The organism is Hyphomonas sp., assembly GCF_013823385.1.
Lineage (GTDB): Bacteria > Pseudomonadota > Alphaproteobacteria > Caulobacterales > Hyphomonadaceae > Hyphomonas.
Genome location: NZ_PNMA01000013.1, coordinates 34,698 through 61,382, shown reverse-complemented (window position 1 = coordinate 61,382; position 26,685 = coordinate 34,698). Strand labels below are relative to the sequence as shown.

The 26,685-nt window shown below is 64.4% G+C and carries 22 protein-coding genes, 1 other RNA gene and 1 pseudogene; 9 read left to right on the top strand and 15 right to left on the bottom strand.

Annotated features, from left to right (window positions below; genetic code table 11):
• Positions 1–395 precede the first annotated feature (395 nt).
• Complete coding sequence (lon, locus tag C0456_RS09680; protein ID WP_291051051.1) at positions 396–2,813, top strand: endopeptidase La; 2,418 nt, start codon at positions 396–398, stop codon at positions 2,811–2,813.
• A 69-nt stretch (positions 2,814–2,882) separates the two neighbouring features.
• Here lon and C0456_RS09675 read toward each other — a convergent pair whose 3' ends face one another.
• Together C0456_RS09675 and C0456_RS09670 are read right to left on the bottom strand one after the other, a co-directional pair.
• The gene (locus tag C0456_RS09675) at positions 2,883–3,833 is read right to left on the bottom strand and encodes an NAD regulator (RefSeq protein ID WP_291051049.1); all 951 of its coding nucleotides are present in this window, start codon (positions 3,831–3,833) and stop codon (positions 2,883–2,885) included.
• Positions 3,833–4,405 (bottom strand): YfbR-like 5'-deoxynucleotidase, encoded by a 573-nt coding sequence (locus tag C0456_RS09670; protein ID WP_367179240.1) that lies wholly within the window; start codon positions 4,403–4,405, stop codon positions 3,833–3,835. The genes C0456_RS09675 and C0456_RS09670 overlap by 1 nt, the downstream gene beginning before the upstream one ends.
• Positions 4,406–4,652: 247 nt before the next feature.
• Here C0456_RS09670 and C0456_RS09665 point away from each other — a divergent pair, with 247 nt between their 5' ends.
• Positions 4,653–4,802 (top strand): hypothetical protein, encoded by a 150-nt coding sequence (locus C0456_RS09665; protein WP_157532788.1) that lies wholly within the window; start codon positions 4,653–4,655, stop codon positions 4,800–4,802.
• A 68-nt stretch (positions 4,803–4,870) separates the two neighbouring features.
• Here the strand turns inward: C0456_RS09665 and C0456_RS09660 are convergent, their stop codons facing one another.
• The 8 genes from C0456_RS09660 to C0456_RS09625 all read right to left on the bottom strand — a co-directional run bounded on the left by C0456_RS09660 (position 4,871) and on the right by C0456_RS09625 (position 10,922).
• The gene (locus C0456_RS09660) at positions 4,871–5,989 is read right to left on the bottom strand and encodes a beta-ketoacyl-ACP synthase III (protein WP_291051044.1); all 1,119 of its coding nucleotides are present in this window, start codon (positions 5,987–5,989) and stop codon (positions 4,871–4,873) included.
• A 131-nt stretch (positions 5,990–6,120) separates the two neighbouring features.
• Positions 6,121–6,396 (bottom strand): hypothetical protein, encoded by a 276-nt coding sequence (locus tag C0456_RS09655; protein ID WP_291051041.1) that lies wholly within the window; start codon positions 6,394–6,396, stop codon positions 6,121–6,123.
• A complete protein-coding gene (locus tag C0456_RS09650) occupies positions 6,393–6,602 on the bottom strand; it encodes a hypothetical protein (protein WP_291051038.1) in 210 nt (69 codons plus the stop codon). Before C0456_RS09650 ends, C0456_RS09655 begins: the two co-directional genes overlap by 4 nt.
• Positions 6,599–7,180, bottom strand: coding sequence for a DNA-3-methyladenine glycosylase I (locus tag C0456_RS09645; protein ID WP_291051037.1), 582 nt, complete (start codon positions 7,178–7,180; stop codon positions 6,599–6,601). Before C0456_RS09645 ends, C0456_RS09650 begins: the two co-directional genes overlap by 4 nt.
• Entirely contained in the window at positions 7,173–7,985 is an 813-nt protein-coding gene (locus C0456_RS09640; protein ID WP_291051036.1) for a folate-binding protein, read from the bottom strand. The genes C0456_RS09645 and C0456_RS09640 overlap by 8 nt, the downstream gene beginning before the upstream one ends.
• A 58-nt stretch (positions 7,986–8,043) precedes the next feature.
• On the bottom strand, positions 8,044–8,442 hold the full coding sequence (locus C0456_RS09635; RefSeq protein WP_291051035.1) for a GtrA family protein: 399 nt from the start codon (positions 8,440–8,442) through the stop codon (positions 8,044–8,046).
• Complete coding sequence (locus tag C0456_RS09630; RefSeq protein ID WP_291051032.1) at positions 8,426–9,955, bottom strand: hypothetical protein; 1,530 nt, start codon at positions 9,953–9,955, stop codon at positions 8,426–8,428. Before C0456_RS09630 ends, C0456_RS09635 begins: the two co-directional genes overlap by 17 nt.
• 31 nt (positions 9,956–9,986) lie before the next feature.
• On the bottom strand, positions 9,987–10,922 hold the full coding sequence (locus C0456_RS09625; RefSeq protein WP_291051030.1) for a glycosyltransferase family 2 protein: 936 nt from the start codon (positions 10,920–10,922) through the stop codon (positions 9,987–9,989).
• Between the two features lie 193 nt (positions 10,923–11,115).
• On the opposite strand from C0456_RS09625, the gene C0456_RS09620 reads away from it, so the two are divergent.
• Both C0456_RS09620 and C0456_RS09615 read left to right on the top strand, forming a co-directional pair.
• Complete coding sequence (locus C0456_RS09620) at positions 11,116–12,459, top strand: dihydroorotase (protein ID WP_291051028.1); 1,344 nt, start codon at positions 11,116–11,118, stop codon at positions 12,457–12,459.
• A gap of 213 nt (positions 12,460–12,672) precedes the next feature.
• A complete protein-coding gene (locus C0456_RS09615; protein ID WP_291051026.1) occupies positions 12,673–13,476 on the top strand; it encodes a potassium channel family protein in 804 nt (267 codons plus the stop codon).
• A 16-nt stretch (positions 13,477–13,492) separates the two neighbouring features.
• On the opposite strand, the gene C0456_RS09610 is transcribed toward C0456_RS09615, so the two are convergent.
• Complete coding sequence (locus C0456_RS09610; protein WP_291051023.1) at positions 13,493–14,566, bottom strand: hypothetical protein; 1,074 nt, start codon at positions 14,564–14,566, stop codon at positions 13,493–13,495.
• 134 nt (positions 14,567–14,700) lie between these two features.
• Between C0456_RS09610 and C0456_RS09605 the strand changes: the two genes are divergently transcribed.
• From C0456_RS09605 to C0456_RS09595, 3 genes are all read left to right on the top strand, one after another.
• Positions 14,701–16,119: a M20/M25/M40 family metallo-hydrolase gene (locus C0456_RS09605; RefSeq protein ID WP_291051021.1), complete on the top strand. Its 1,419-nt coding sequence runs from the start codon at positions 14,701–14,703 to the stop codon at positions 16,117–16,119.
• A 113-nt stretch (positions 16,120–16,232) separates the two neighbouring features.
• Positions 16,233–18,101: a feruloyl-CoA synthase gene (locus tag C0456_RS09600; protein WP_291051019.1), complete on the top strand. Its 1,869-nt coding sequence runs from the start codon at positions 16,233–16,235 to the stop codon at positions 18,099–18,101.
• 281 nt (positions 18,102–18,382) lie between these two features.
• Positions 18,383–19,930, top strand: coding sequence for an acetolactate synthase large subunit (locus C0456_RS09595; RefSeq protein WP_367179239.1), 1,548 nt, complete (start codon positions 18,383–18,385; stop codon positions 19,928–19,930).
• Between the two features lie 99 nt (positions 19,931–20,029).
• On the opposite strand, the gene C0456_RS09590 is transcribed toward C0456_RS09595, so the two are convergent.
• Positions 20,030–22,111, bottom strand: a complete 2,082-nt coding sequence (locus C0456_RS09590) for a S9 family peptidase (protein WP_291051016.1) — start codon at positions 22,109–22,111, stop codon at positions 20,030–20,032.
• A gap of 115 nt (positions 22,112–22,226) precedes the next feature.
• Here C0456_RS09590 and ffs point away from each other — a divergent pair.
• Positions 22,227–22,319, top strand: an RNA gene (ffs, locus tag C0456_RS09585) — signal recognition particle sRNA small type.
• Positions 22,320–22,510: 191 nt separating this feature from the next.
• Here ffs and C0456_RS20920 read toward each other — a convergent pair.
• The 3 genes and pseudogenes from C0456_RS20920 to C0456_RS09570 all read right to left on the bottom strand — a co-directional run.
• A pseudogene (locus tag C0456_RS20920) lies at positions 22,511–22,924 on the bottom strand (hypothetical protein); the annotation flags it as partial.
• Positions 22,909–23,292: a hypothetical protein gene (locus tag C0456_RS09575; protein WP_291051010.1), complete on the bottom strand. Its 384-nt coding sequence runs from the start codon at positions 23,290–23,292 to the stop codon at positions 22,909–22,911. The pseudogene C0456_RS20920 and the gene C0456_RS09575, both read right to left, overlap by 16 nt.
• A gap of 31 nt (positions 23,293–23,323) precedes the next feature.
• Positions 23,324–24,424 (bottom strand): acyltransferase, encoded by a 1,101-nt coding sequence (locus tag C0456_RS09570; RefSeq protein WP_291051009.1) that lies wholly within the window; start codon positions 24,422–24,424, stop codon positions 23,324–23,326.
• 344 nt (positions 24,425–24,768) lie between these two features.
• Between C0456_RS09570 and C0456_RS09565 the strand changes: the two genes are divergently transcribed.
• On the top strand, positions 24,769–26,637 hold the full coding sequence (locus tag C0456_RS09565) for a ribonucleoside-diphosphate reductase subunit alpha (protein ID WP_291051007.1): 1,869 nt from the start codon (positions 24,769–24,771) through the stop codon (positions 26,635–26,637).
• Positions 26,638–26,685: the final 48 nt, after the last annotated feature.

Genomic DNA, 26,685 nt, shown 5'->3' with positions numbered 1-26,685 from the left:
GATGCGGCAGACAGGAGGGTAAATTCCTTAACGTTCCGCTAAGGTTTGTTAACCTTCGGCCTTCTGCCAAGGGCGCACATCTGGCGGGGTTTGCGGGGCGGGGCAAGGGGGAGGTGTGCGTTGCCGCTCCCCCCTCCGTCCGCTTCGCGGCCACCTCCCCCGTGAACGGGGGAGGAGAAGGTGGGCGCTGGGTCCCGGGTCAATCGGCGGCTTTGCCGCCTTTGCCCGGGATGACAGTTCAAGATGAATTCACAACATTGTTGAGCAGCGTTCAGCTTGAAGGGTTAAGGTGGGGTTTCCACATTCCCACTGTCGCCTGAAGGATGCCGTGGCGGGTGTTTTGAGGGTATAACGGGTTGCCGCTCAGCGGGGCCCGAATCAAAGGAGGCACTAAGATGCCAAAAACAAAGACAGTGCCGGTGTTGCCGCTTCGGGACATCGTTGTTTTTCCGGACATGGTTGCGCCGCTGTTTGTCGGCCGGGACAAGTCCGTGCGGGCCCTCGAGATGATCGACGAGTCCGAGAATGAGATCATGCTGGTGGCGCAGAAGGATGCAGCCATCGACAACCCCGTGTCCGGCGACCTGCATGCGACCGGCACGCTGGCCACCATCCTGCAACTCTTGAAGCTGCCCGACGGCACCGTGAAGGTGCTGGTGGAGGGCCGCTCGCGGGCGCGCCTCGTGCAGCTGCACGACCGGGCGGAGTATTTCGAAGCCGAGGTCGAGGCGATCCCGGAACCCGAGCCGGCCAGCTCCGATGTGCAGGCGCTGATGCGCGCCGTGCAGGAGCAGTTCGAGAGCTATGTGAAGCTCAACCGCAAGATCCCGCCCGAAGCGGTGACCACGATCAGCCAGCTGACCGATCCCGGCCGGCTGGCCGATCAGGTGGCGTCGAACCTGTCGGTGAAGCTCTCCGACAAGCAGGAATTGCTGGAGATGCCGGAGGTCAAGGACCGTCTGGAGAAGGTGTTCTCGCTGATGGAAGGCGAGATGGGCATGCTGCAGATGGAGCGGAAGATCAAAAACCGCGTCAAGCGGCAGATGGAAAAGACCCAGCGCGAATATTACCTCAACGAGCAGATGAAGGCGATCCAGCGCGAGCTGGGCGAGCAGGGCGAAGGCTCTGACCGCGACGAGCTGGCCGAGCTGGACCAGAAGATCGCCGACACCCCGCTCAGCCATGAGGCCCGCACCAAGGCCGAAGCCGAGATCAAGAAGCTGCGCCAGATGTCGCCGATGTCTGCCGAATCCACGGTGGTGCGCAACTATCTCGACTGGCTGCTGTCGCTGCCCTGGGGCAAGCGCAAGGATATCGAGACCGACCTCGTCAAAGCCGAGCAGCAGCTCGATGACGACCATTACGGCCTCGACAAGGTGAAGGAGCGTATTCTCGAATACCTCGCCGTGCAGAAGCGGACCGGGCGCCTGAAAGGCCCCATCCTCTGCCTCGTCGGGCCTCCGGGCGTCGGTAAAACGTCGCTCGGCCGCTCGATTGCCGAAGCCACGGGACGCGACTTTGTGCGCGTGTCGCTGGGCGGCGTGCGCGATGAAAGCGAGATCCGCGGCCACCGCCGGACCTATATCGGCTCGATGCCGGGCCGGATCATCCAGAGCCTGAAGAAGACCAAGAGCGGCAACCCGCTGTTCCTGCTCGACGAGATCGACAAGATGGGCATGGACCATCGCGGCGATCCGGCTTCGGCGCTGCTCGAAGTGCTCGATCCGGAGCAGAACTCGACGTTCAACGACCATTATCTGGAGGTCGATTATGACCTTTCGGACGTGATGTTCGTGACGACGGCGAACTCGCTCAACATGCCCCAGCCCCTGCTGGACCGGATGGAGATCATCCGGATTGCGGGCTACACGGAAGATGAGAAGCTGGAGATCACCAAGCGCCACCTCGTTCCGCAGGTGCGCGGCGATCACGGCCTCAAGGAAGACGAATGGATCGTCACCGACGAGGCCATCCGCGACCTCATCCGCTATTACTCCCGTGAAGCGGGCGTGCGCAGCCTGAAGCGCGAAGTTTCCCGCCTGGCCCGCAAGGCCGTGCGCGAACTGGCGACGAAGGACATCACGAGCCTGACCATCACTTCGGAGAACCTCGCCCAGTATGCGGGCGTGCGGAAGCATCGCTATGGCCTTGCCGACGAAACCGATCAGGTGGGCGCCGTGACCGGCCTTGCCTGGACCGAAGTGGGCGGCGACCTCCTCACCATCGAGGCGGTGAAAATGCCGGGCCGGGGCGCGATGAAGGTGACGGGCAACCTGCGCGATGTGATGAAGGAGTCGATCCAGGCGGCCAGCTCCCTCGTGCGTTCGCGCTCGGTGGACCTCGGCATCAAGCCGACCGTGTTCAACACGACCGACATCCACGTGCACGTGCCCGATGGCGCCACGCCGAAGGACGGCCCGTCTGCCGGTATCGCCATGACCACGGCCATCGTGTCGCTGCTGACCGGGGTTCCGGTCAACCGCGAAGTGGCGATGACGGGGGAAGTCTCCCTGCGTGGCCGGGTGCTGCCGATTGGCGGTCTCAAGGAGAAACTGCTCGCGGCCCTCCGCGGCGGCATCAAGACGGTGCTGATCCCGAAGGAGAACGAGAAGGATCTCGACGAGATTCCGGACAATGTGAAGACCGGCATGAAGATCATTCCGGTGTCGGACATTCAGGAAGTGCTGAAACTGGCGCTGACCGGACCGCTGACACCGATCGAATGGTCGGAAGAGGATGAGGCCCGCCTGCAGGCGAGCCTTGGCGGGGGGCCTGGCAACTCCGGCGATGCCGACGCGGTGCGCACGCACTGAGGCCCTGACGGCCGGACAGAATGAAAAGCCCCCTCGGCGACGAGGGGGCTTTTTGCATTTGGAGGTCCGTCAGTCTGCGGATTTCCGGGGGGTGGCGAGGCCCGGCGCGGCGAAGCCGCCGGAGGGGTGGCGCCGGTAGGTGAAGAGTTCGGCCGGGCGCCCGCCGGTGGAGGTTTCCATCTGGCCGGTGCCGGTGACAAGCTGGGTTTTTTCCAGGGCGCGGCGGAAGTTCTGCGTGTGCAGGGGCAGGCCGAGGATGGCCTCGACGGCGCGCTGCAGCTCGGTGAGGGTGAAGCGGTCCGGCATCAGCTCGAACACCACCGGGCGGTATTTGATCTTGCTGCGCAGGCGGGAGAGGCCGGTGGCGAGAATCCGTCTGTGGTCGGAGGTCATCGCCGCGCCGAGGCGGATGTCTGCCTCGGGCAGGCCGGCATCGCGCGCGCATTCGGCCACCAGGCCCGCCTCATACAGAAGCTCATAGCGCTCCAGCACCCGCTCCTCGATCCAGCGGGCGCCGTCGAGGCCAAAGGCGATGCGGGCGCGCTCGGCGCGCTGTTCATTGCCGGCAGCCCAGGTCTTGAGGCGCGGGGCGATCTCGCCGTCGATCAGGCCGGGGCGGCCGCTGCGATGATCTTCCCACGGAAAATACTGATACCAGCTGCGCCAGCGGGCCTCGAAGTCTGCCGAGACAGGCTTTTCTTCCGGCGTCAGCGCCAGATAGCCGACCGAGATGACGTGGGCGTTGGGCGGGGCGTCGACGACGGTGGCTTCGGGGGTTTCGCGGTCCTTGTCGCCGAAGGTGTAGAGCTGTTCGACATAGCCGAGTTCAAAGCCGGTCTGCTCGCGCACCCAGCCGCGCAGGGAAAGGTCAAACGTGCGGTGATTGTCCGGGTCGAACGGGCCGAAGGGCAGGGCTTCCTCGCCGCTGGGCCGGCGGGTGACCAGCACATGCGGCTCGCCCTCCTGGATGGCGACCATCACGGCCGAGAGGCCAATCAGCAGCGGCGAGGCGGTGGGCATCAGGCCGCCTCCGCCGCGATCACGGCCTGGATATCCTCGAAGCGTTTGAGGAACACCCTCTGGGCGTCGGGCGCCGAGAGCGGCTTCAGGCGGAATTTCAGGCCTTCCGGCGGGTGGCCGAAGAAGCCATCGGACTCAGCCTCGCTGAAGCCGGCCAGCTGGGTCGCCTCGAACCAGGCGCAGATATGGTCGGCCTTCTTGATGAGCTTCTTGAGCTTTACCGGGGTGACGGGTTTGAGGCCGAAGCGGATGTGGATCGCCTCCTGCAGGCGGGCTTCGATGTCCTTGTAGCTTTCCCCCAGCAGCGCCTTGAAGGGGGAGATCATGTCGCCGATCACATATTCGGGGCTGTCATGCAGCAGGGCGGTCAGCCAGGCATCGGGGCTGAGGCCGGGCTCCAGCCGGCGCACGATCTGCTCCACCAGCACCGAATGTTCGGCCACCGAGAAGGCGTGTTCGCCCCGTGTCTGCCCGTTCCAGCGGGCCACACGGGCGAGGCCATGGGCGATGTCCTCGATTTCCACATCCATGGGCGAGGGGTGCGCCAGATCGAGACGGCGGCCAGACAGCATCCGTTGCCAGACGCGGGGGGGCTTAACAGAACGCTTCAAGAGGTGGGCTCCATGGGGGCATCTTAAGGGATTGGTAGTACGGGTAAATAAACGGCGGCAATACGGTTACAAACTCGCCTTGTTTATGCCCCGCTTTGCCAATGACGCATTAAGGCCTGTCAGGCATAACCCTTGCAACAGCGGCGATGGCCCCGAATTTTCCGGGGGCCGTGGCATCAGGCAAGTAGAGTAACAGGTGACCCGCGCAATGATTGATATCCTCCACCAATTCGCAACCGGGCCTGGTTTTCCTGTCGCTGTGCTGGTGTGCGGGGCTGTCATCGTTGTGACCGAAGCGGCCCGCGCCAGCCGCCGCGCCCTGTGGGGCGACCTCTTTACCGAAGATTTCGACGAATAGGCTTTTGCCGGCCGCGCGAGATCCCCGCCTGCGCGGGGATGCGTGGGGCGGAGAACGCGGCGCGTCGACTAGGTCCGCTCCACGAACACGGTGCCGGCTGAATAGCCCGCGCCGAAGGAGCAGATGAGGCCTTTTTCGCCGGGGGCGAAATCATCCGAGTGCAGATGGAAGGCGATGATCGAGCCGGCCGAGGATGTGTTGGCGTAGGTGTCGAGCACCGTGGGGCTTTCCGCTTCGGTGGCTTCATGGCCGAGCACTTTTGATGAGATCAGCCGGTTCATGTTGGCGTTGGCCTGGTGGAGCCACATGCGTTTCAATTCGGCGGCCTTGAGGCCGAGTTCGGTCAGATGGGTACTGATCATCTCCGCCACCATCGGCACCACTTCCTTGAACACCTTGCGGCCTTCCTGGACGAACAGCTTGTCGGGCGCGCCGATGCCATCGGGGGCGGCGCGGTTCAGGAAGCCGAAATTGTTGCGGATATTGTTGGAGAACTGGGTCTTCAGCTTCGTGCCGAGGATTTTCCAGTGTTTCGCCGGGGCGAAGGCCTCGTCCTCGACCAGGATGGCGGTGGCGACATCGCCGAAGATGAAATGGCTGTCGCGGTCGGTGAAGTTGAGGTGGCCCGAGCAGATTTCCGGGTTCACCACGAGCACCGAGCGGGCATTGCCCGAACGGATGAAGTCTGCCGCTGTCTGGATGCCGAAGGTGGCCGAGGAACAGGCAACGTTCATGTCAAACGCGAAGCCCTGAATGCCGAGCGCGTCCTGCACCTCGATGGCCATGGCCGGATAGGCACGCTGCATGTTGGAGGCCGCGCAGATCACCGCATCGACATCCTTCGGGTCGCGGCCGGCGCGTTTCAGCGCGTCGCGGGCGGCCAGCACGGCCATTTCGGCGAGAACCGAAATCTGCTCATTGGGGCGCTCGGGGATGCGCGGGGTCATGATGTCGGGATCGAGCACGCCTTCCTTGTCGATGACATAGCGGGCCTTGATGCCCGAGGCCTTCTCGATGAACTCGACGGAGGAATGGGGCTTGGGCTCCAGCAGGCCGGAGCTGATATCGGCGGCGTTTTCGAGGTTCCAGCTGTCGGCCCAGGCATTGTAGCTTTCGACAAGCTCTGCGTTGGAAATCGAGTTGGGCGGGGTCCACAGGCCTGTGGCGGAAATGACGGGGCGGGGCATAGGGGTCTCCGGCGGCGCCCGTCCGCCCGCAGGCGTCAGGCCCTTCTTGCTATCTTCTTATTTTGCAAGCTGTAACGCGCGTTGCGGGGCCAGCACAAGGCTGACCAACCGCAGGAGGCGTTGGAGGGGGCTTACTTGTCGACCTGGCCGGGGCCGCCATAGACCTTGCGGTTAAGCTCCCGGTCCTCGGCGGCGCGGACCTTTTCTTCCCAGACCTCTGCTTCCTTGTCGTATTTGGCCTTTTCCGCCGCCATCACGGTTTCGCGGCAGAGGCGGCGCTCCTCGGCATCGGCCTTGTCCTGACAGGTGGCCAGCGCCTTGGCTTCGGCCCGGTCCTGCCAGGTGGTGCACCCGGCGGCGGGAAGCAGCGCCAGAAGGACGCCAGCGAGGGCGAAATGGCGCATCATGGACCTTTCTTGCGGTCTTTTTCCCGCTTGGTTGTGAGGGCGACATCGGCCACCATGTTCTTCATGCACCGGGCACGGTCTTCATCGTCCTGAATGCTGGCGCAGGCATCAAGCGGATTGGCATAGGCATTCGGGGGCGCGCTGCTCTGGCAACCTGCAACCCCTGACAGAATTCCCACGGCCGTGACAAACATTAGCGCTTTCATGATCTCTCCCGCACTCCCTTGTGACGGGGACACCCTACCTCATGGTCGTTGACCATGCCAACAGCCTGAGCCCATGCGTAGACGATTGTGGGGCCGACGAACTTGAAGCCGCGCGTCTTGAGGTCTTTCGACATCCTGGCCGACCAGTCCGTGCTGGTGGGGGCTTCGCGGAAGTTCTTCCACGTGTTCACGATCGGCTTGCCGCCGACAAAGCGCCAGCAATAGTCGGAGAAGTCTTCGCCCGCCTCCATCATGGAAAGATAGGTGCGGGCATTGCCGATGACGGCCTCGATCTTCTTGGGGCTGCGGATGATGCCGGGGTTTTGCAGCGCTTTTTCGGCGCGTTTCGGCGTCCAGCGGGCGAGCTTTTCCGGGTCGAAGCTGTCAAATTCCTCACGGATGCTGTCGCGCTTGCGCAGGATGGTGATCCAGGAGAGGCCTGCCTGCATCCCGTCCAGCTGCAGCTTTTCCCACAGCGCGCGGGGATCGCGCTCGGGCACGCCCCATTCCTCGTCATGATAGGCGCGGTAGAGCGGGTCGGTTACCGGCGCCCAGCCGCAGGCATGGGGTTCAGTCATCGGCTTTGGCCTCCAGATGGGCTTTGACTTCGGCAATCAGCCAGGGCGCGCCGTCGATTTCGGCGGGGGCGTCGTTGACGGTGACGGGCTGCCGGCCAGCGATGGACTGGGCGAACCGGTCGGTGCGGATGAGGGCGAGGGCCTCGCCGGCCGCCGCGCTGGTGACCGTGCCCAGCCCCAGCGCCCCGGCGCGCAGCTCGGCGCCCGGCGCGAGGCCTTCGCCCTTCAGGCGCACGGTGCGCTTGCGGATGAGGCCCTTGCGCTTCATGCGGCTGGCGACTTCCTGGCCGACGAAACAGCCCTTCTTGTAATCCACGCCGTGCATCAGATCCATGTTGATGTCGGTGGGGAAGACTTCGGCGGCGCGGTAGTCGCGGCCCCATTCGGGGATGCCGGCAGCGATTGTGAGCGCGTCCCAGCCGTCCAGCGGGGCGGCGGCTTCAGCGGCGGGGACCACCGCGCGGCGGGGCAGCTTTGCGCTGCGCGGATCGGGGGCGCCGTCAGGGCTGATGGCAGAGACGAGCGCGTCCGCGCGGGCAATCTCCACCGCCGAGCGCAGGCGGAACATCTTCAGGCGTTTGAGCAGGTCATCGGCGGCGTCCTGATGCACGTCGATCAGCACGCCGCTGGCCGTGCGGTGGGCGATATAGTCGGAAATGATCTTGCCTTGCGGGGTGAGGAGGGCGCCGTAGCGGGCTTCGCCGTCTGGCCAGTTCAGGACCGTATGGGTGACCGTGCGCTCCAGGAGGGCGAGCGTGTCAGGGCCGGTGAGGCGGAGGATGGCGCGGTCGGACAAGCGGTGCATGCGCCTGATCTAAGCCTGCCAGCGCGTTGCCACAATGGCCAGCTTCTGCCTTGCCGGCTCAGCGCCGGAAAATCAGAAGCCGGTTGAGCAGGAAATTGGTCGTGAAGGAACAGGCCACCCCGGCGCCGAAATACACGCTGACCCAGAGGCCTTCGGGAGACTGCAGCCCTTCCAGCAGGCCGATGACGCCGGCGCGGACGGCGCCCGCAGCGATCAGAACGGCTAGGTTTCCGCCCAGCCGGACGAAGGAGAAGGCGGAGTTATCGGTGCGGAACGACCAGAATTCGTGGACGAAGTAGAATGCCAGCCCCACCGCGAAGAAGGAGATGGCGGCAGAGGCCGTCAGGCTGAGCCCGCTCAAATGATAGAGGGTCAGCGTCAGGGCGTAGTCTATCGCCAGCGCCGCGATGCTGGCCAGCAGGTATCTGGCCCCGGAGGATTCAAGCAGCCGTTTCATCGGGCCTGACGCTTTTCCAGTAGAGAATGCCCGTGCTCAGCACGAGGAAGGCAATCCACGCCACCCGTGCCTGATACCGGTCGTGCGGGCCGGAGAGTGATCCGCACACAGCCGCATTTGCCAGCAGCACGGCCAGAACGATAAGGCCCGCAATGAGGATCTTCTGCGGCCCGCGTTCAACCGGCGCTGCCTGAGCGAAGATACGCGGCAGGCGGATCGCCACAAGCACGGTGACGGCGGCCAATGTGGCCAGCAGGCAGGCATAGACCAGACTGCCCCAGGCCTGACGCAGGGGGTTCTGGGCCTGGCAGCGCGTGCCTGTGGCGCATCCCTCGAGATTTGGCACATGGGTCATCAGCTCATTGCCGCTGAAGGCGGGCAGGGCCATCATGTCTTCCGCGCCGTTGATTGTTTCGCGAATGCCGAAGTATGACAGCTGCGTCACCGTGTGCCGGAAGGCCGCCTGCAACTGCTGCAAGGGATAGGCCGAGACAACGGCAATGACGAAGGCTTTCTCTTCCTCCTGCACGGCCAGCTTCACTTCCGGATCGGACTCGATCCAGTTCTCGGCGGCGCCGTAGCTGCCCCAGAGAAAATCATTGTGGTCCAGAAAGCGGGTCCCCTGGAACTGGCAGATGGCGAAGCGGCCCTCATCGCAGTGCGTTTCAAGGTATCGGGCGCCGGGCCCATCGGCGATCACGCGGCCGGCAAGATAGGGCGCGTTGTGCAGTGTATGGCCGGTGACCAGTTCGGCGCCCTTCTTGTAGATCGCGCCAAATGCGGCGCACAGAATGAGGGCGGCAGCGATGGCCCCGGCAGCCTTCGGATTTACGCCGGAGCGGAAAGCCGGGACGAACCGGCAGGCCAGGGCGAGGACGGCCAGCACCAGGCCAAGGGCGAGGATGGTGGCGTGCATGGTTGCCGAGAAGGCCAGCAGGGCCGTCAGCAGCAGCATGTCTTTCCAGCCCAGGTCGCGGTCGAGGATCAGGATCAGCGCGGCCACGACAAAGATGCCGGCGAAAATATCGGGCATCAGGAAAGCGGTGTGAAACCCCAGAGGGGTCAGGAAGGCCAGCGCGGCCACCGCCATCATCTGGCTGAGGGTGCTGGCGGCGGGCGCAAGCAGGCGGAAGAACCGTTGGAGGACCCAGGCCACGAGCACGCACTGAAACGCCACAACGCCATATGCCGTGAACAGGCTGGAGAGGACATAGACGAGCACGGAGTAAATCGGCGAGCGTCCCCCGGCGATGGAAGACAGCCCGCCTGTGGCATCTGCGGGGGTGGCAGTGTCTTCCGGGGCAAGGTCTGCCGCTCCCCCGCCTGCCTCGGCGCCGGGCAGCGGCGCGGGCAGAACCTTCGAGGAAATCAGCTTGCCAACGTCATAATAGTGGGTGCTGTCATAGAACAGGAACGGCTTGCCGTTCACAATGGAAGGAAGGGCCAGGAGCAGGGCGAAGGCGAGGACAACAACTGCCGGGCGAAGGCGTCCATTCAGTGTAAGGAGGGACATGGCGTCGGTTCCTGCAGGCCGGATGGGAGCGTCAGTTGCGGGCGGCCGCCATGAAGGCCAGGCGCCGCGTTTCGGTTCGGCCCCGCGACAGCGTGTCCAGGGTAAGGCCGATGGAGAAGCCGAGAATGCCCGTCAGGAACAGCGCCAGGGCGACGAACAGCGTCGGAAAGCGCGGAACCAGCCCGGTTTCCAGATAGGTCACCAGGATCGGCGCCATCAATATGCTGGCCGTCAGGATGAGCAGGCCGGCGAGGGCGGAGAAGAATTCCAGCGGCTTTTCATCCCGGACCAGCCGGCTGATGACGCGCAGGATCTGGAACCCGTCGCGGAAGGTGTTGAGCTTGCTGGACGAGCCGGCCGGGCGGGCGCGGTAGACGGTGTCCACCTCGGCAGAGGGGAGGCGCAGACGCAGCGTGTGCACGCAGAGTTCGGTCTCGATCTCGAAGCCGTTTGACAGCGCCGGGAAGCTCTTGACGAACTGGCGGCTGAAGACGCGATAGCCCGTGAGCATGTCCCTGAACCGGTCACCGAAGGACCAGCGGACAAGGCCGGTGAGCATCCAGTTGCCGAACTTGTGGCCGAGGCGGTAGGCCTCTGCCTCCTCAGAGACGCGCGCCCCGCAAACCATGGCGAGGCGTTCGGCGAGGAGCCGGTCAATCATGCCGGGCGCGGCTGCGGCGTCATAGGTCACATCCCCATCCGCCATCACATACACATCCGCATCCACATCATTGAAGAGGCGGCGGACGGCGTTTCCCTTGCCCTGATAGGCTTCAAACAGCACCGTGGCGCCTGCCGCGCGGGCGACTTCGGACGTCCGGTCGGAGGAATTGTTGTCGCACACAACGATTTCCGCCATGGGCAAGGCGGCCCGGAACTCCGCGATAACCTGCCCAATGGTGGCTTCTTCATTGTAGCATGGAAGAATGACCGCAATTTTTTGCGTATACTGCCCGTTGTCCCGCACGCTGGCCCCTCTGGTCTGTCTGGCCCCACCGGCACATCCTGATCTGGCACACGGGGTGCCATGGAGACATGCCGTCAGGGTTACCGCTACGCGGTCTGGCAAGGTGAGTGCAAGCCCCGGGCCACTTCAGGGTTGAAAACCTTTCCTGTAGCATCGGCGTGACTTTTTCTGCCGGTGGCGCGATAAGGCGGCCATGACCCAAGTTTTCGATCTCATCCTGCGCGGCGGCACGGTCGTCACCCCTGGCGGCGAGGCCCAGACCGATATCGGCATCATCGGCGAGCGCATCGCCCGGATCGGCGATCTTTCCAAGGCGGCGGCGGGGGAGATCTATGGCGCGAGCGGCCTGCACATCCTGCCGGGCGTGATCGATACGCAGGTGCATTTCCGCGAGCCGGGCCTTGAATACAAGGCAGACCTTGAGACCGAGGCGCGCTCGGCGGCGCTGGGCGGGGTGGTGGCGGTGTTCGAGATGCCCAACACCAACCCCTCGACCATCACGCCCGACGCGATGCTGGACAAGCTCGCCCGCGCGAAAGGCCGGATGGACATCGACCACGCCTTCTATGCCGGGGCGACGCATGACAATGTGAGCCTGCTGCCGGAGATGGAGCGGATGCTCGGCTGCTGCGGCGTGAAGGTGTTCATGGGCGCCTCGACCGGCGATCTTCTGATCAAGGATGATGCCGGGGTGGAGGCCGTGCTGCGCGCCATCAAGCGCCGCGCCGCCTTCCATTCGGAGGATGAATACCGCCTTGAGGAACGCCGGAGCCTGGCGGTGACGGGCGACTGGAACAGCCATATCATCGTGCGCGATGTGGAGGCGGCGGTTTCCTCCACGCGGCGCCTGATCGCCCTGGCGCGCAAGACCGGCAAGCGCATCCATGTGCTGCATATCTCGACGGCCGAGGAGATGGACCTGCTCGTCAACGCCAAGGATGTGGCGAGCGTGGAAGTGCTGCCCAACCATCTGACGCTTGCGGCACCTGATTGCTATGACCGTCTCAAGGGCTTTGCCCAGCAGAACCCGCCGGTGCGCGAAGCCCGTCACCGCGAGGCGCTGTGGCGGGCGCTGAACGCCGGGATCGTGGATGTTCTGGCGACGGATCATGCCCCGCACACGATCGAAGAGAAGCAGCGGCCTTACCCCGCCAGCCCTTCGGGGATGCCGGGCGTGCAGACGCTGGTGCCGGTGATGCTGACGCATGTGCATGACGGCAAGCTCAGCCTGCAGCGCTTTGTCGAGCTGACCAGCGCCGGGCCGCAGCGTGTCTTTGGCCTCGCCGACAAGGGCCGCATCGCCGAAGGCTATCACGCCGATTTCACGATCGTGGACCTGAAGCACAAGCAGACGATCACGGCGGAATGGTCCAAGTCCAAATGCGGCTGGACGCAGTTTGACGGCTTCGAGGCCACCGGCTGGCCGGTGGGCACGGTGGTGCGCGGCGGCTTTGTGATGCGCGATGGCGAGATCGTGAAGAAGGGCGGCGGGCAGCCGGTCCGCTTCAACGAAACGCTGGAGCAGGCGGGAGGGTAAAGAGCCCTCACCTCCCATTGCTGCGCAATGGGCCCCTCCTCTCCCAGAGGGAGAGGGGTTAAACCTCACCCCAAGCACAACACTGAACCCCTCTCCCGCGAAGTGGGAGAGGAGGGGCCCGCGCCCGGAGGGCGTGGGAGGTGAGGGTCTTTTCTCATCCCCCGTGACACCGCCGCCCTGAGCCGCCATAAGCGCCGATTAGGAGATGACCGCATGGCTGAGACTGCCCAGGAAAAAAAGCCCCTCGGCCCACGCCGGACGTTGATCTGGCTTTATGAAGGCGTCGGCAAATGGCCGCTGACCTTCCGCTGGTCGATCCTTGTGTTCGACATGCTGACGATCGGCTATTTTCTCATCTCGCCCTTTGTCGGCGAGGAGGGGCGTCATTACTGGCTGGACTATGTGATCGGGGCGATCATTGCCGCCGATCTGGCCGCGCGCTTTTACATTTCCCCCAAACGGAAGCGTTTTTTCCTGCGCTTCATGAACCTTGCCGATCTGATCGTGGTGTTCACCATGTTCGCCCCGCTGGTCTCGCAGAACTATGCTTTCCTGCGGATCATCCGTGCCGTGAGGATTGCGCGGGCCTTCAGCTTCCTGCGGACCGAAAGCCCGCTGGCGCGGTATCTTCAGCTCCACCGCGTGCTGATGGAGCGGGCCATCAATCTTGTGGTGTTCCTCTTCATCATGTCGGCGCTGGTCTATGCCGATCAGGTGGCCAAAAGCCCGGATATCCGGAATTATCTGGATGCATTCTATTTCACCGTCACCAGCCTGACGACCACCGGCTATGGCGATATCGAGCTTGTCGGCTGGACCGGCCGGGTGCTGCCGATCATCATCATGCTGCTGGGCGTCACGCTGTTCCTGCGCCTTCTGAGGGCGCTCGTCACCCCGGTGAACAAGGCCGAAGTGGAATGCACCAATTGCGGCCTCACGCGGCATGAGCGGGACGCCGTTCACTGCAAGCATTGCGGCGAAGTCATCTATATCGAAAATGAGGGTTTCGAGCCCTGACCAAAGCCTGGCGAGGTCAGGGATCAACCCGGTAGCCGTGGACAACCATATCGACATAGGTGCCGGGCGGGAGGTCTTCCCATTTGCCGCACCAGTCTGGCCATTTGCACCGCCAGAGTTCGGTGACCGGGAACATTGCCACAGTGTCTGGCGGGAAATGCAGGCCCTCGGGCGCGCCGGGCCGCTTGGCCCAGGCGGCCACCTTTTCCGGCGTGATGACGAGTTCCTCGCGCCAGCCATCGGTGAGGCTGGTGGCGCGCATGGTGACCTTGCCGGGGCGGCGGATGATTTCATAGCGCATCCGGTGGCCGGTGAGATCCTTCCCGGCACGGTGCATGTTGAAGCCGCCGCGGCCATTGTGGAGGTTGAATTCCAGTGCGCCATTGACGAGTTCGAAGTCAAATTCGTGGCCCCAGGCCTGCGGGCCTTCGGCAAACAGCCAGAGCGGGGCGTAGACCACGCCGGGGGAGATGCGGTCGATGGTCGCCTCGACCGTATAGTGACCCTGGGTGCGGGCGCGGCGCAGCTCCCGCTCCCATTTGATGGCGCCGCCGGCGCGCGCGTCGAGCCGGTGCAGCAGGGAACCATCCGCCTGCGGAATGACCCGGTCGAAGCGGAAAGAAAATCCAGAAGGCATCTTGGACGGCTGCGGGCCGACGATGGGATGGTAGACCTGATCATAGTTTGACTTTTCCACCGCCGTGGAGGGGAAGCGGACGAGGCCGCCGGCATCGGCGCCGGGGGCGGGAAGCTCCATCAGCGCGCCGAGATCCTGCCAGAGCTGGGCGGCCTGCGCGCGCTGGGCCTGCACGCGCAGCTGAAGGGCGGGCACCTCCAGCGCGTCTCTGGCGGTTTCATCGCCGAAGCGGATGGCGCCCAACCTGGCCTCGTCCGCATGGATGCTGGCGGAGACTTTCTGGAGGTGTTCGAGATTGCGCTCAATCGCCGGATCGGGGACGGGGGAAGGCGTGCTGCCGGTCTTCGAGAGCAGGGAGGCATCCACCGCCACGACGGAGGCCACCAGAAGGCCGCCCAGCACGAAAGAGCCGGTGTGCGAGGAGACCAAAGCGGTTTTCTTGCGGTCTTTCATAGCGTCTGCCCTGATGAACCCTTGATACACCGGACTTCAGGCCATGCACAGGCCATGCCATGGCGGGGTTTGCAAAGGGGCGAGACTGGCCATACCGTTGCGCCGGATAGAGATTGCCCACCCGCGAGGAAACCATGACGTTCAGACCCGCCCTGCTGATTCCGGCTGCCCTGCTGCTGGCCGCCTCTCCGGCCTTTGCCGAAACGCGCGCCCCGCATGAACAGAAGGCCCGGAGCCTCTATGAGGAGGCCATCGCGGTGCGCACGGCGCAGGGGCAGGGCAAGATCCCCGAACTGGTGGCGTATCTGGTGGAGGAGCTGAAAGCCGGCGGCTTCACCGACGCGGACATTGAAGTGACCGATTACGAGAATGATGGCGAGCGCATCCAGGGCCTGATGGTGTGGTATCGCGCCGAGGGCGAGGCGGCGGAGAAGCCCATCGTTCTGCTGGCGCATATGGATGTGGTCGATGCGCTGCCCGATACCTGGGAACGCTATCCCTTCGACCTGATCGAGGAGGACGGCTATTTCTTCGGCCGGGGAACGGCGGACAACAAATATGGCGTCGTCAGCCTGATCTCTACCTTCCTGCGGCTGAAGGAAGAGGGGTTCAAGCCCAACCGGGACCTGGTGATCGCGCTGTCAGGGGACGAGGAAACCGGCATGGTCTCCACCCGCGCGCAGGCCAAATACACCGCCGAGAAGATCGACCCGGCCTATGTGCTGAATGCCGATGCGGGCGGGCTGTCGTTGGGCATGGATGGCAAGGCCTTGCTCTATGGCATTCAGGGCTCGGAGAAGACCTATGCCACGTTTGAGCTGACCATCGACAATCCCGGCGGGCATTCATCTGCTCCGAGAGCGGACAATGCGATCTATGAGCTGGCGGATGTTCTGAAGAAGATCGAGGCCTACAAATTCCCGGTGATGCACAGCCCGATGACGCTCGCCTCGATGAAGATTTCCGGCGCGCAGACACCGGGCCCTCTGGGCGAGGCGATGCGCGCCTTTGCCGAGAACCCGGCCGATGAAGCCGCCATCGCCGTGCTGCGGGCCGAGCCGTCCACGGTGGGCACGACGGGGACGACCTGCGTAGCGACCATGCTGCGCGCGGGGCATGCGGAGAACGCGCTGCCGCAGCGGGCGACGGCTACGGTCAACTGCCGCATCTTCCCCGGCGTTGGCATCGAGGCGACGCAGCAGACGCTGAAGGACGTCTCCGGCAATGAGAAGCTGAAGATCAGGCTGATCTCCGATCTGGTCGAAAGCCCGGAATCGAACCTGCCGGAAGAGGTGCTGGCGGCGGTGAATGTGGCGCTGGCCGCGCGCGGGCTGGAGGGGCTGACGATCATGCCGCACATGTCGTCGGGCGGCACGGACGGGATGCACTACCGCAATCTCGGCTATGACACGCTGGGCATCGGCGGATCGGGCGCCAAGCCGAACGATACCTTTGCGCATGGGCTGAATGAGCGCCTCTCGGTCGACGCGTTCTATTCCGGCCTTGATCACTGGTACATCATCCTGAAGGAACTCGCCGGCGGGGCCAGCTGAGGCGCAAGCAGGGGGCTTGCCCTTTGCCGCGCGCTGGGCGAGCAATCAGGCCGCAATACATCAGAAAAACGGGGCGGCGCCAGACCGCCCCTCGGGGAGGTTGACGTTCGCCCATGAGCAAGACTGCGCACATTCCGTTCCGCGAGGTGCCTTACCTGCCGCTGAGGCTGAAGATCGACCGGCGCCCCGATGGCACGGTCTATCTCGACAGCGGCCACCCCCTGAAGGCGCACCCGCCGCACATGCTCGCCCCGCTGGTGAAATGGGGGGCTGAGCGCCCCGGCCAGGTCTGGCTGGCCGAGCGCTGGCCGGAAGACCCGGCCGCCGATGACTGGCGGAAGATGACCTATGCGGACGGTCTTGCGGCCGTGAAGCGCATCGCGGCGGCCTTCCTCAGCGAAGGGGCGGGGCCGGACGCGCCGGTGATGATCCTGTCGAAAAATTCCATCGACAATGCGCTGGTGATGTATGGCGCGATGTGGGCGGCAAGCCCTGTGGTGCCGGTGACGCCGGCTTACGCGACGCTGAGCCAGGACCTCTTGCGCTTTGGCTATATCGACCAGCTGACCAGCCCGAAATTCATCTATGTGGAGGACGGGAAAGAGTATCAGCGCGCGCTCGACAGCCTCGACCTGACCGGCCGGCTGGTGATCTATTCGCGCAATGCGCCGGAGGTGCCGCGCGCTGTCAGCCTGGAGGATTTCGCCGGGCAGGCCGGGCCTGCGGTAGACGAAGCGTATGCGCGCCTGACGCCGAAAACGGTGGCGAAATACATGCTCACCTCCGGCTCCACCGGCGAGCCGAAGGCCGTGATCAATACCCATGGCATGGTGGCGGCCAATTCCAAGATGATCCGCTCGGTCTGGGATGAGGAACGCCTCGACGCGATCACCGGCGGGCCGCAGGTGATGGTGAACTTCCTGCCCTGGAGCCACACTTACGGCACCCATTCCATCCTGCACAACATGCTGGACTGGGGCGGTACGCTGTATATCTGCCAGGGCGCGCCGACGCCTGCGCGCCTTCCGGAGATGATCCGTAACCTGAAGGAAATTCCCACCACCCAGCATACCACTGTTCCCCAGGCCTGGGCGGCGCTGGCCACGGCGCTGGAGCAGGATGATGCCCTCGCCGACGTGTTCTTCTCCCGGCTCATCTCCATGGCCTATGGCGGGGCTTCGATGGGGCAGGATATCTATGAGCGCATTCAGGAAGTGGCGGTGCGGGTTACGGGCGAGCGGATCTCGCTCTCGGCGGGCTATGGCGCCACGGAAACCTCGCCGACCGCTTCCAACGTTCACTGGCCCAATGACCGGATGGGCCTGATCGGCCTGCCGCTGCCGGGCAATACGTTCAAGCTGGTGCCGGCGGGCGAGAAGCTGGAGCTGCGGGTGAAGGGCGTCAATGTCACGCCCGGCTATTTCCGCAATCCGGAGAAGACGGCCGAAGCCTTTGATGAGGAAGGCTATTACCGGCTGGGCGATGCGGTGAAGTTTGTTGATCCGGACCGGCCCGAGCGGGGGCTGGCTTTCGATGGGCGCACGGTGGAGGAGTTCAAGCTGGCCAGCGGCACCTGGGTGTCGGCAGGCGCCGTGCGCGTGGCGGCCGTGGCGGCGTGCGGCGGGGCGCTGTCGGACGCGGTGGTCTGCGGCCTCAACAAGGATGAGATCGGCCTGCTCGGCTTCCTCAACCTTGCCTGGTGCCAGCGGCTGGTGGGCGAGGCGCTGCCGGCCGATCAGCTGGCCCTCCATCCCAGGGTTCAGGAGGCCGTGCGCGCAGGCCTGGCGGCGCATAACAAGGCCCATCCCAATGCAGCAGCCCGCATCGCGCGCATCCTGCTGCAACCTCAGGAACCGCGCGCCGATCTGGGGGAAATCACCGAGAAGGGGTATATCAACCAGTCGCGCACGCAGGCCTTGCGGACCGATCAGCTGGACCTGCTCTATTCGGACACCCCTGCGGCGGCAAAAATTCTGATTTGATGGAAGTTTCTGTGGCAAAAGCCGCCTTCCGGGCGGAATCCTGCCGTTAAGGGCTCGATTCCTTATCCAAAGTGCTTAAACATGCCCCGCGGAGCGTCCGGGTAACCGGAAGCTTCAGCCATTCCCCTTTGGCTTATGGCGGGTCGCGGACAGTCAGGAAGCTCCCCTTGCTTCCTAATTGCCTGCGGCCCGCTTTGGTTTTGCGCTCGCGTCAAAAACCGCTAGGGAACGCCAGCAACAAATTTAGGGGAGGTTCGTCCATGTCCGACACAGCCGCCGCCATGACCGGCGCCGAGGCCCTTGTTTCCACACTGGCAGATCATGGCGTCACCGCTTGTTTCGCCAATCCCGGCACCTCCGAGATGCACCTTGTCACCGCGCTCGACCGCGAGCCGCGCATCCGCTCGGTGCTGTGCCTGTTCGAAGGCGTGGCGACGGGCGCGGCCGATGGCTATGCGCGCGTTACCGGCCGGCCGGCGATGACGCTGCTGCATCTGGGCGCGGGTTTCCTCAATGGCGGGGCGAACATCCACAATGCCAAGCGCGCCTGGACGCCGATGATCAATGTGATCGGCGATCATGCCGTGCCGCATCTGCGCTATGACGCGCCGCTGACCTCCAACATCATGGGGCTGGCCGGGCCGAACTCGGTCTGGATCAAGTCGGCCGACAATGTCGCCGCAACCGGCGAGCTGGCGGCGGAGGCCTGGGCGGCAAGCTTTGGCCCGGTGCCCGGCCCCGTCTCGCTGATCCTGCCGGCAGACTCGGCCTGGAATGAAGGCGGCAAGCCCGGCAAGACGCGCGCCCAGCCTTTCCTGCGGGCGCCCGACGCCGCGCGTGTGGAAGCGGCCGCCAAAGCCGTGAAGGCCGCCAAGCGCCCGATGATCCTGATCAGCGGCAGCGCGCTGACCGGCCCCGGCCTTGGCCATGCCGCGCGCCTGAAAGCCGCCGGCATCCGTGTGCTGACGGATACGTTCTTCCCCCGGCAGGTGCGCGGGGCGGGCATCTTCGCGCCCGAGCGGATGCAGTATTTTGCCGAAGGCGCGATGGCAGACCTGGAAGGCACAGACCTGATGCTGGTGGCCGGTACGCAGGTGCCCGTGGCGTTCTTTGCCTATCCCGGCAAGCCGAGCCTGCTGGTGCCTGAAGGCTGCACGCCGCTGGTGATCGGCGGGCCGGAAAGCGACAGCGCCGCGATCCTTGAAGCGCTCGCAGATGCCATGAGCCTCACCGAAGCGGCGCCTGGGCCCACGCTGGAAATCCCGGATGCGCCGACCGGCGCGCTCAACGCGGCCACCGTCGGCGCGTCGATTGCGCGGCATATGCCCGAGGGCACGTTTGTGTCTGATGACGGCGTCTCCAACGGCCTGCCGAGCTTCTTGATGACGGGGCGCGCGCGCCCGCATGACTGGATGATGCTGACCGGCGGGGCCATCGGGCAGGGGATGCCGCTGGCGCTCGGCGCGGCGATCGGCGCCAAGGGCCGCAAGGTGCTCTGCCTGACGGGCGATGGCGCAGGCATGTATACCAACCAGGCCCTCTGGAGCATGGCGCGGGAGCAGGCAGATGTCGTCACCGTAGTCTTCGTCAACCATTCCTACCGTATCCTGAATATCGAGCTGGCGCGCACCGGCGCGGGCAATCCCGGCCGGGTGGCGGCAGACCTCCTCGGCCTCGGCCGGCCGGAGATCGACTGGGTGAAGCTTTCCGAGGCGCAGGGCGTGCCTGCGGTCAATGCGGCGACGGCGGAAGAATTCGACGCCGCCCTCCAGCGCGCCTTCGCCGAGCCGGGGCCCCACCTCATCGCGGCGCATGTGCCGGCGCGCTAGCCAGGTCCCTCACCTCCCACCGCCTGCGGCGGCGGGCCCCTCCTCTCCCGGAGGGAGAGGAGTAAAGGGGCCTGCAACGAAGGCGCGGGAGGTGAGGGCCTACTCTGCCTTCTCCTCATCCTTCTTCGCCGGGTCGAACTTTGCGAACCAGCCCATCACATTGTCGGTCTGGGCGATCAGGCGGCTGGGGCGGCTGGTGATGTTGTGGGGGGCGCCGGGGATGCGGATGAGGGCGGTTTCCACGCCGTTCATCTTGAGGCCGGTATAGAACTGTTCGGCCTCCCAGGCGGGGGTGCGGAAATCTTCCTCGCCCACCAGCAGCATTGTCGGCGTCGTCACCTGGTTCACATAGCTGATTGGCGAGCGTTTGAGGAAGGCGTCCGGATCGCTCCACGGGTCGGCGCGTATCCAGTGGCGGCGCACCAATTGGGCAATGTCGGCGGCCAGCGCCATCGTGTACCAGTTGATCACCGGCTTGGCCGACACGGCCGCGGCGAAGCGGTCGGTCTTGGTGACGATCCAGGCGGTGAGAATGCCCCCGCCCGATCCTCCGGTCACGAACAACCGGTCCTGGCTGACATAGTTGCGGCGGATAAGTTCATCGACGACGCTCATCAGGTCGTCATAGTCATAGCCCGGATAGGCAAGGTCGATGGCCTGCGCAAAATCTTCGCCATAGCCGGTGGACCCGCGCGGGTTTGACCAGACGGTGACATAGCCTTCAGCCGCATAGCGCTGGATCTCGCTGGCGAAATAGGGGCCATACATCGCAAAAGGCCCGCCATGGATTTCCAGGATCATCGGGAAGCTGCCATCGGCCTTGAAGCCGGGCGGCAGGGCGACCCAGGCCTCGATCTCAAGCCCGTCATGGCTGGAGAGCACCTTGATCTCTTCGACACGCGCCATTTCCAGATAGGGCAGGATGTCATCGTTCAGCGCGGTGAGCACTTTGGCGTCCTTGCCGTCAATGCTGGCGGAGGCAACCTCCGAAGGGCGATCGGCAAAGCCGGCGGTATAGGCGATCAGCGGCTTCTTTCCTCCGCTGACGGAGAAACTGCCCGCAGCATAGGGCCGGCCGATGGACTCTCCGCCAATGCCGGTGGCAATCTTCGTGACGGCCCCGCCCGTGGTGATGCGGAAAAGGCTGAGCACGCCATGATCCTCCGACAGGACCAGCAGGCTCTTGCCATCGGGCGCCCACGCGGTCTGACCGATGCTGCCGGGGAAATCAGCGGCGATTTCGCGTGCGCCGGACCCGTCTGCATTCATCAGATAGAGATTGGTCTGCTGATAGGAGAGCACCTTGTCGTCATAGCCGCGATAGGCAATCATCTTGCCATCGGGCGAGACAACCGGATCACGGTCCGGACCGTCGCGGTTTGTCAGAGGGCGGATGGAAAGGTCCGCCAGGCCGATGGCATAGATCTCGCTCTCGATCGGGTCGAGTTCACGGTCTTCGGCGAGGTTTCCGGAAACCAGCAGCGTGGTAGTGTCCAGCCAGGCCGGATTGCCGAGATTGGTGTCTTCAAAGCTCACCTGGCGCGGCGTGCCGCCATCCACCGGCAGCACGAAGATCTGCGTGGTGCCGTATTTGAGATAGCCTGTCCCATCAAAGCGGAACTGCAGCCGGTCGAATACCTTGACCGGATCGCTCCATTTGCCGCCTTCGGGCGTTGCGGGGGCCTTGGCAAAGCTCGGCGTTTCTCCGGGTACGAACATCGAGAAGGCGATGAATTTGCCGTCCGGCGACCAGACCGGCTGGGAGGGCGCCTGCAGGAACTGGGCGAGCGGATGGCTGCGGCCGGTATCGGGATAATAGACGCGCATTTCCGGCTTGCCGCTGGTGCTGGTGGCGTAGACGAGGCGCGTGCCATCGGGCGACCAGCGCGGATTGGAGGCGCCCTCGGGGCTGACGATCAGCGGGCGGTGGTTGCCGGTGGCGGTATCGATGCTCCAGAGCTGGCCAATGTCGCGGTCGGTCAGCCGGTCCATCGCGCGGCGGACATAGACAATGGTTTTCCCATCCGGGGAAATCTGCGGGTCGGCGGCGTATTCCATGTCGAACACGCGCTCGGCCGTGAAGCGTTTGGACGGCGCCTTGTCTTTCTTCGCCTCGGCCATTGCCGGTGTGGCCGCCAGCAGAAGCGACAGGCTTGCTGCGGCCAGTATGCGCAATTTCATCGGAAACCCCTCCGTCAGTCATGTGCAGAGGGCGTAACATGCTGAAAGCATGGAGGATAGCGCAGCGGCAATCCGGGCTTGCGATTCGGCGTCGGCCTGCGCATATAGCCCTCGGAGGCAGGCGGCGGACGAGCCGCTCGCCAATCGGGTCAGGCGGGGAACCGAGCAGCCCTAACGAGTTTCCGCTCGGGTCGTTTGCCTGTCTCCACCCTGACCCCCTTCTTCTGCCGATACCGCCCGCACGATGGCGGCCTCCGTCAGCAGGGGATGCTCCGCCAGATCCGACACCGATATATAGACCGCGCCGAGCCGCGTGCTCTTGGCCGGCAGCGCGTCTTCGCCCAGCGCCTCGGACATCGCCCGCCAGACAAGTTCGGTGCAATAGAGGCTCGTATCGGTCTCCAGCGAGAAGGCGCGGTCGAACGGGCGCCCCACGGCGGCTTCGGCATAGGCCAGATAGGCGGCGCGGGCCGGGCCGGTGAGATCGATCTGGTAGAGGCCAAGCTCGCTGACATCGGAAAGGTAGGCCGCCAGGGGCACGCGCACCACCTTGCCTGTCTGCCGGGGCGCGCCGGTATCGGCATGGATCACCGAGAGGCTGCCATCGGGATTGGCCACCGCGATGCCCACATGGCCCCACCGTTTATCGCCCTGAGACCAGATGACCGCAATCTGGGTGCCCGTGCCGGTGCCCGCCCCCTTGAACAGGAGGTCACCGGGCTGGACCGGGGGCAGGGCAGAGGGGAGAAGCTCAGCGGCGGCGGTGCCTGCGATCAGCAGGCAGGCCAGCGCAGAGGTTACTTGGCGAAGCAATTGGAGAGCACCGCGCTGCCCGGCAGGGAGATCGAGTCGTAGATGAGCGTCACCGCGTCATCGATGGTCGGGGCCGAAGACAGCGTGTCGGCGACCATTATCGCGTCGGCCTCCGACATATATTCCCCGGTGAGCTCTTCGGAAATTTCATCCCAGCCTTCCCAGGCGATGGAATCGGCGATGCAGGTGCAGTCTTCTGCATAATAGCTGGTCACCTTGCCCGCAGCGATGGCGGCGTCATGGCGGGCCACCAGCGCCGGGCAGGCATTGTGCGCCCGCGCCTGCTGCGCGGTGTGAACATCGGTGAGCTGGGCAAAGGCGGGCAGCGCAAGGGCAAGGCCCGCCAGGCAGGCGGTGAGGTGTTTCATGTGGTCGTCCCCGGTCAGTTGTGGGCTGAGGCTACACCTGAGCGGCGGCCGGACGCAATTGACCGAACATCCGCTGGCCGAGTTTCTTGGATTGGTTGATCATCGGCTGCTCAAACAGGGTGAAGCTGGCCCAGGCGACCAGGGTGCAGCCCAGCATGATGGCCGGCAGGGCAATGGCATTGTCCAGAAGGCCCGGCATCGCCACCTGGCCCCAGACGAGGCCGAAGAAGTTGGCTGACAGCATGTGCGTCAGATAAAGGGAGTAGGACCAGTCGCCCAGCCGCACGGGCAGGCCGGTGATCTTCCAGCCCTGGCGCAGCTCGATGGAGGCGGCGCCATAGGTCAGCAGCGCCGCGCTCGGCAGGAAGAGAATGACGCGCGCCCGGTCAAACGTCATGAAGCCGCCGGTATCTGCGCCCAGCGCGCCGTTCACATAGAGCGTCATGCCGATGATGAGGGCGACGACGCCGGCGGCCAGCGCCGGCACGCCCATCGCGCCTTTGGTGGAGCGCCACAGCAGGGCCGCCACTGCGCCGGCCACGAATTCCAGCGTCATGGGATGGGTGACGAGCCGCAGGATCGGTTCCTCACCGCGCGACGGGCTGAGAATCAGGCCGAGGCCGACGGCGACGGTGCCCCAGAGAATCAGAAGCGGCACGCGGCGGCGCTCGCCCAGCGGCATCATCAGCAGCACCGCAAAGAAGATGTAGAAATACATCTCGTGGATCAGCGTCCAGCCGGTCTGCAGCAGCGGGCTCTCGGTCTTGGGAATCAGCAGGTAATCCTTGATCAGGCTGATCTCCTGCTGGGTGCCGCCATAGACGAGTTCCGGGCGGAACAGCCAGATCGGCACAAGCGCCGACAGGCAGAGCCACCACAAGGGGTAGATTCGCGTCGCCCGCGACCAGAGGAATTTCCCGGCATCCTTAACGCTGCCCAGCGTCGTGTGGGAAACCAGCACCATGACAAAGCCGGACAGGACGAAGAAGAGGTCCACGCCCCAGTCGCCGATATCGGTCCATGGCCCGAGGATGCGGCCCATGCCGCGCTTGGCCTCGATGTCCTCGATATGCGCCAGCAGTACCATATAGGCGGCAATCGCCCGCAGCACTTGCAAGTTGTTGAGCTTCATTCGAGGAATCCCCACACACACGAAACGCGCCGGTTGTTACTGGCGGCCATCCGGTTAAAAGTGCAATAGCCGTGCCATGCCGGGCGCCGGGGCAGGGCGGGGTGAGAGAATTCAGGAGGGTCTGCAGCCGGGCTCGAAACGCCTGAAAACACTGGCCGATCCGGCGCGCGTTAAGACTTTGTTCACCGGATTTCCACGCCTTCTTGACGGAATTGCGAATTGAGGCGTTGACCCGAAATTAACCTTCAGACACTATATCTTGTGTCGGGGCAAAGGGGTAAGACCACATCTGGTTTAACTCCCGCGATATCCCTATATCTGCAGGAACATCGAGGAGGGTCGCCATGTCGGCAACCAACGCTAAATCCGTCGCCGCTGAAGCCGCCCGCAAGGGCAAGCCGAAAGCGGGTGCGGGCGCGAAAGTGGCGCTCGTGCCGGTCAATCAGGTCGTGACCGATCCGTCCCGCGATTTGCTGCTGACCGATTTCGGCAAGAAGACGCTCGATGACCGCTACCTGCTGCCGGGCGAGACCTATCAGGACATGTTTGCGCGCGTTGCCACCGCCTATGCGGACGATGCTGAGCATGCCCAGCGTATCTATGACTATATCTCGCGCCTCTGGTTCATGCCTGCGACGCCCGTGCTGTCGAATGGCGGCGCGGACCGCGGCCTGCCGATCTCCTGCTTCCTCAACCAGGTCGGCGATTCGCTCGACGATATCGTCGAGACCTGGACCGAGAATGTCTGGCTCGCTTCGAACGGCGGCGGCATCGGCACCTATTGGGGCAATGTCCGCTCCATCGGCGAGAAGGTCGGCCAGAACGGGCAGACCTCCGGCATCATTCCCTTCATCCGCGTGATGGATTCGCTGACCCTCGCGATCAGCCAGGGCTCGCTGCGCCGTGGCTCGGCTGCCTGCTATCTCGACATCCACCACCCGGAAATCGAGGAATTCCTCGAAATCCGCAAAGCGTCCGGCGACTTCAACCGCAAATCACTGAACCTCCATCACGGCATCAACATCACCGACGCCTTCATGGAAGCGGTGCGCAATGATGAAGACTTCGGCCTGATCTCGCCCAAATCCGGCGACGTGCTGAAATACGTCAACGCCCGCAAGCTGTGGCAGAAGATCCTCGAGCTGCGGATGCAGACCGGCGAGCCCTACCTCCTGTTCACCGATACGGTGAACAACGCCATGCCCGCCCACCAGAAGCGCCTTGGCCTCAAGGTTACCCAGTCGAACCTCTGCTCGGAAATCACCCTGCCGACCGGCGTTGACCATCGCGGCCAGGACCGCACGGCGGTGTGTTGCCTTTCTTCGGTCAATGCCGAGACCTTCCTCGAATGGTCGAAGGAGCCGATGTTCCTGGAGGACATCTTCCGCTTCCTCGACAATGTTCTGGAAGACTTCATCCAGCGCGCCCCGCCGGAAATGGCCCGCGCGGTCTATTCGGCCAAGCGCGAGCGCTCTGTCGGCCTCGGCGTCATGGGCTTCCACTCCTTCCTGCAGGCGATGAACGTCTCCATGGAAAGCGCCACCGCCAAGGCGCTCAACCTCAAGATCTTCAAGCATATCCGCCAGGGCGCAGACGCCGCCTCGGTCAAGCTCGCCAAGGAGCGTGGCCCGTGTGAGGATGCCCGCGATGTCGGCATGATGGCCCGCTTCTCCAACAAGCTCGCCGTGGCGCCCACCGCCTCGATCTCGATCATCTGTGGCGGCACCTCGGCCGGCATCGAGCCGATCCCGGCCAATGTCTACACCCACAAGACCCTGTCGGGCTCCTTCACGGTGAAGAACCAGCAGCTGGAAACCCTGCTCGATGCGAAAGGCCTGAACTCTGACGAGATCTGGAACTCGATCCTCGAGCATGAAGGCTCGGTGCAGCATCTCGATTGCCTGACGCCGGACGAGAAGGATGTCTTCAAGACCGCCTTTGAACTCGACCAGCGCTGGATCATAGAGCTGGCCGCCGACCGCACGCCGTTCATCTGCCAGTCCCAGTCGCTGAACCTCTTCCTGCCGGGTGACATCAACAAATGGGACCTGCACATGCTGCACTGGACGGCATGGGAGCGCGGCCTGAAATCGCTCTACTATTGCCGCTCCAAATCGGTGCAGCGCGCGGCCTTTGCCGGATCGGAAAAGATCGAGGGCGAGAAGCTGGAAGTCGAGAGCACCGACTATGACGAGTGCCTCGCCTGCCAGTAAGGGCGGCCCGAATCCCTGATTTCCATCAAGGGGCGTCTGCCATTAACG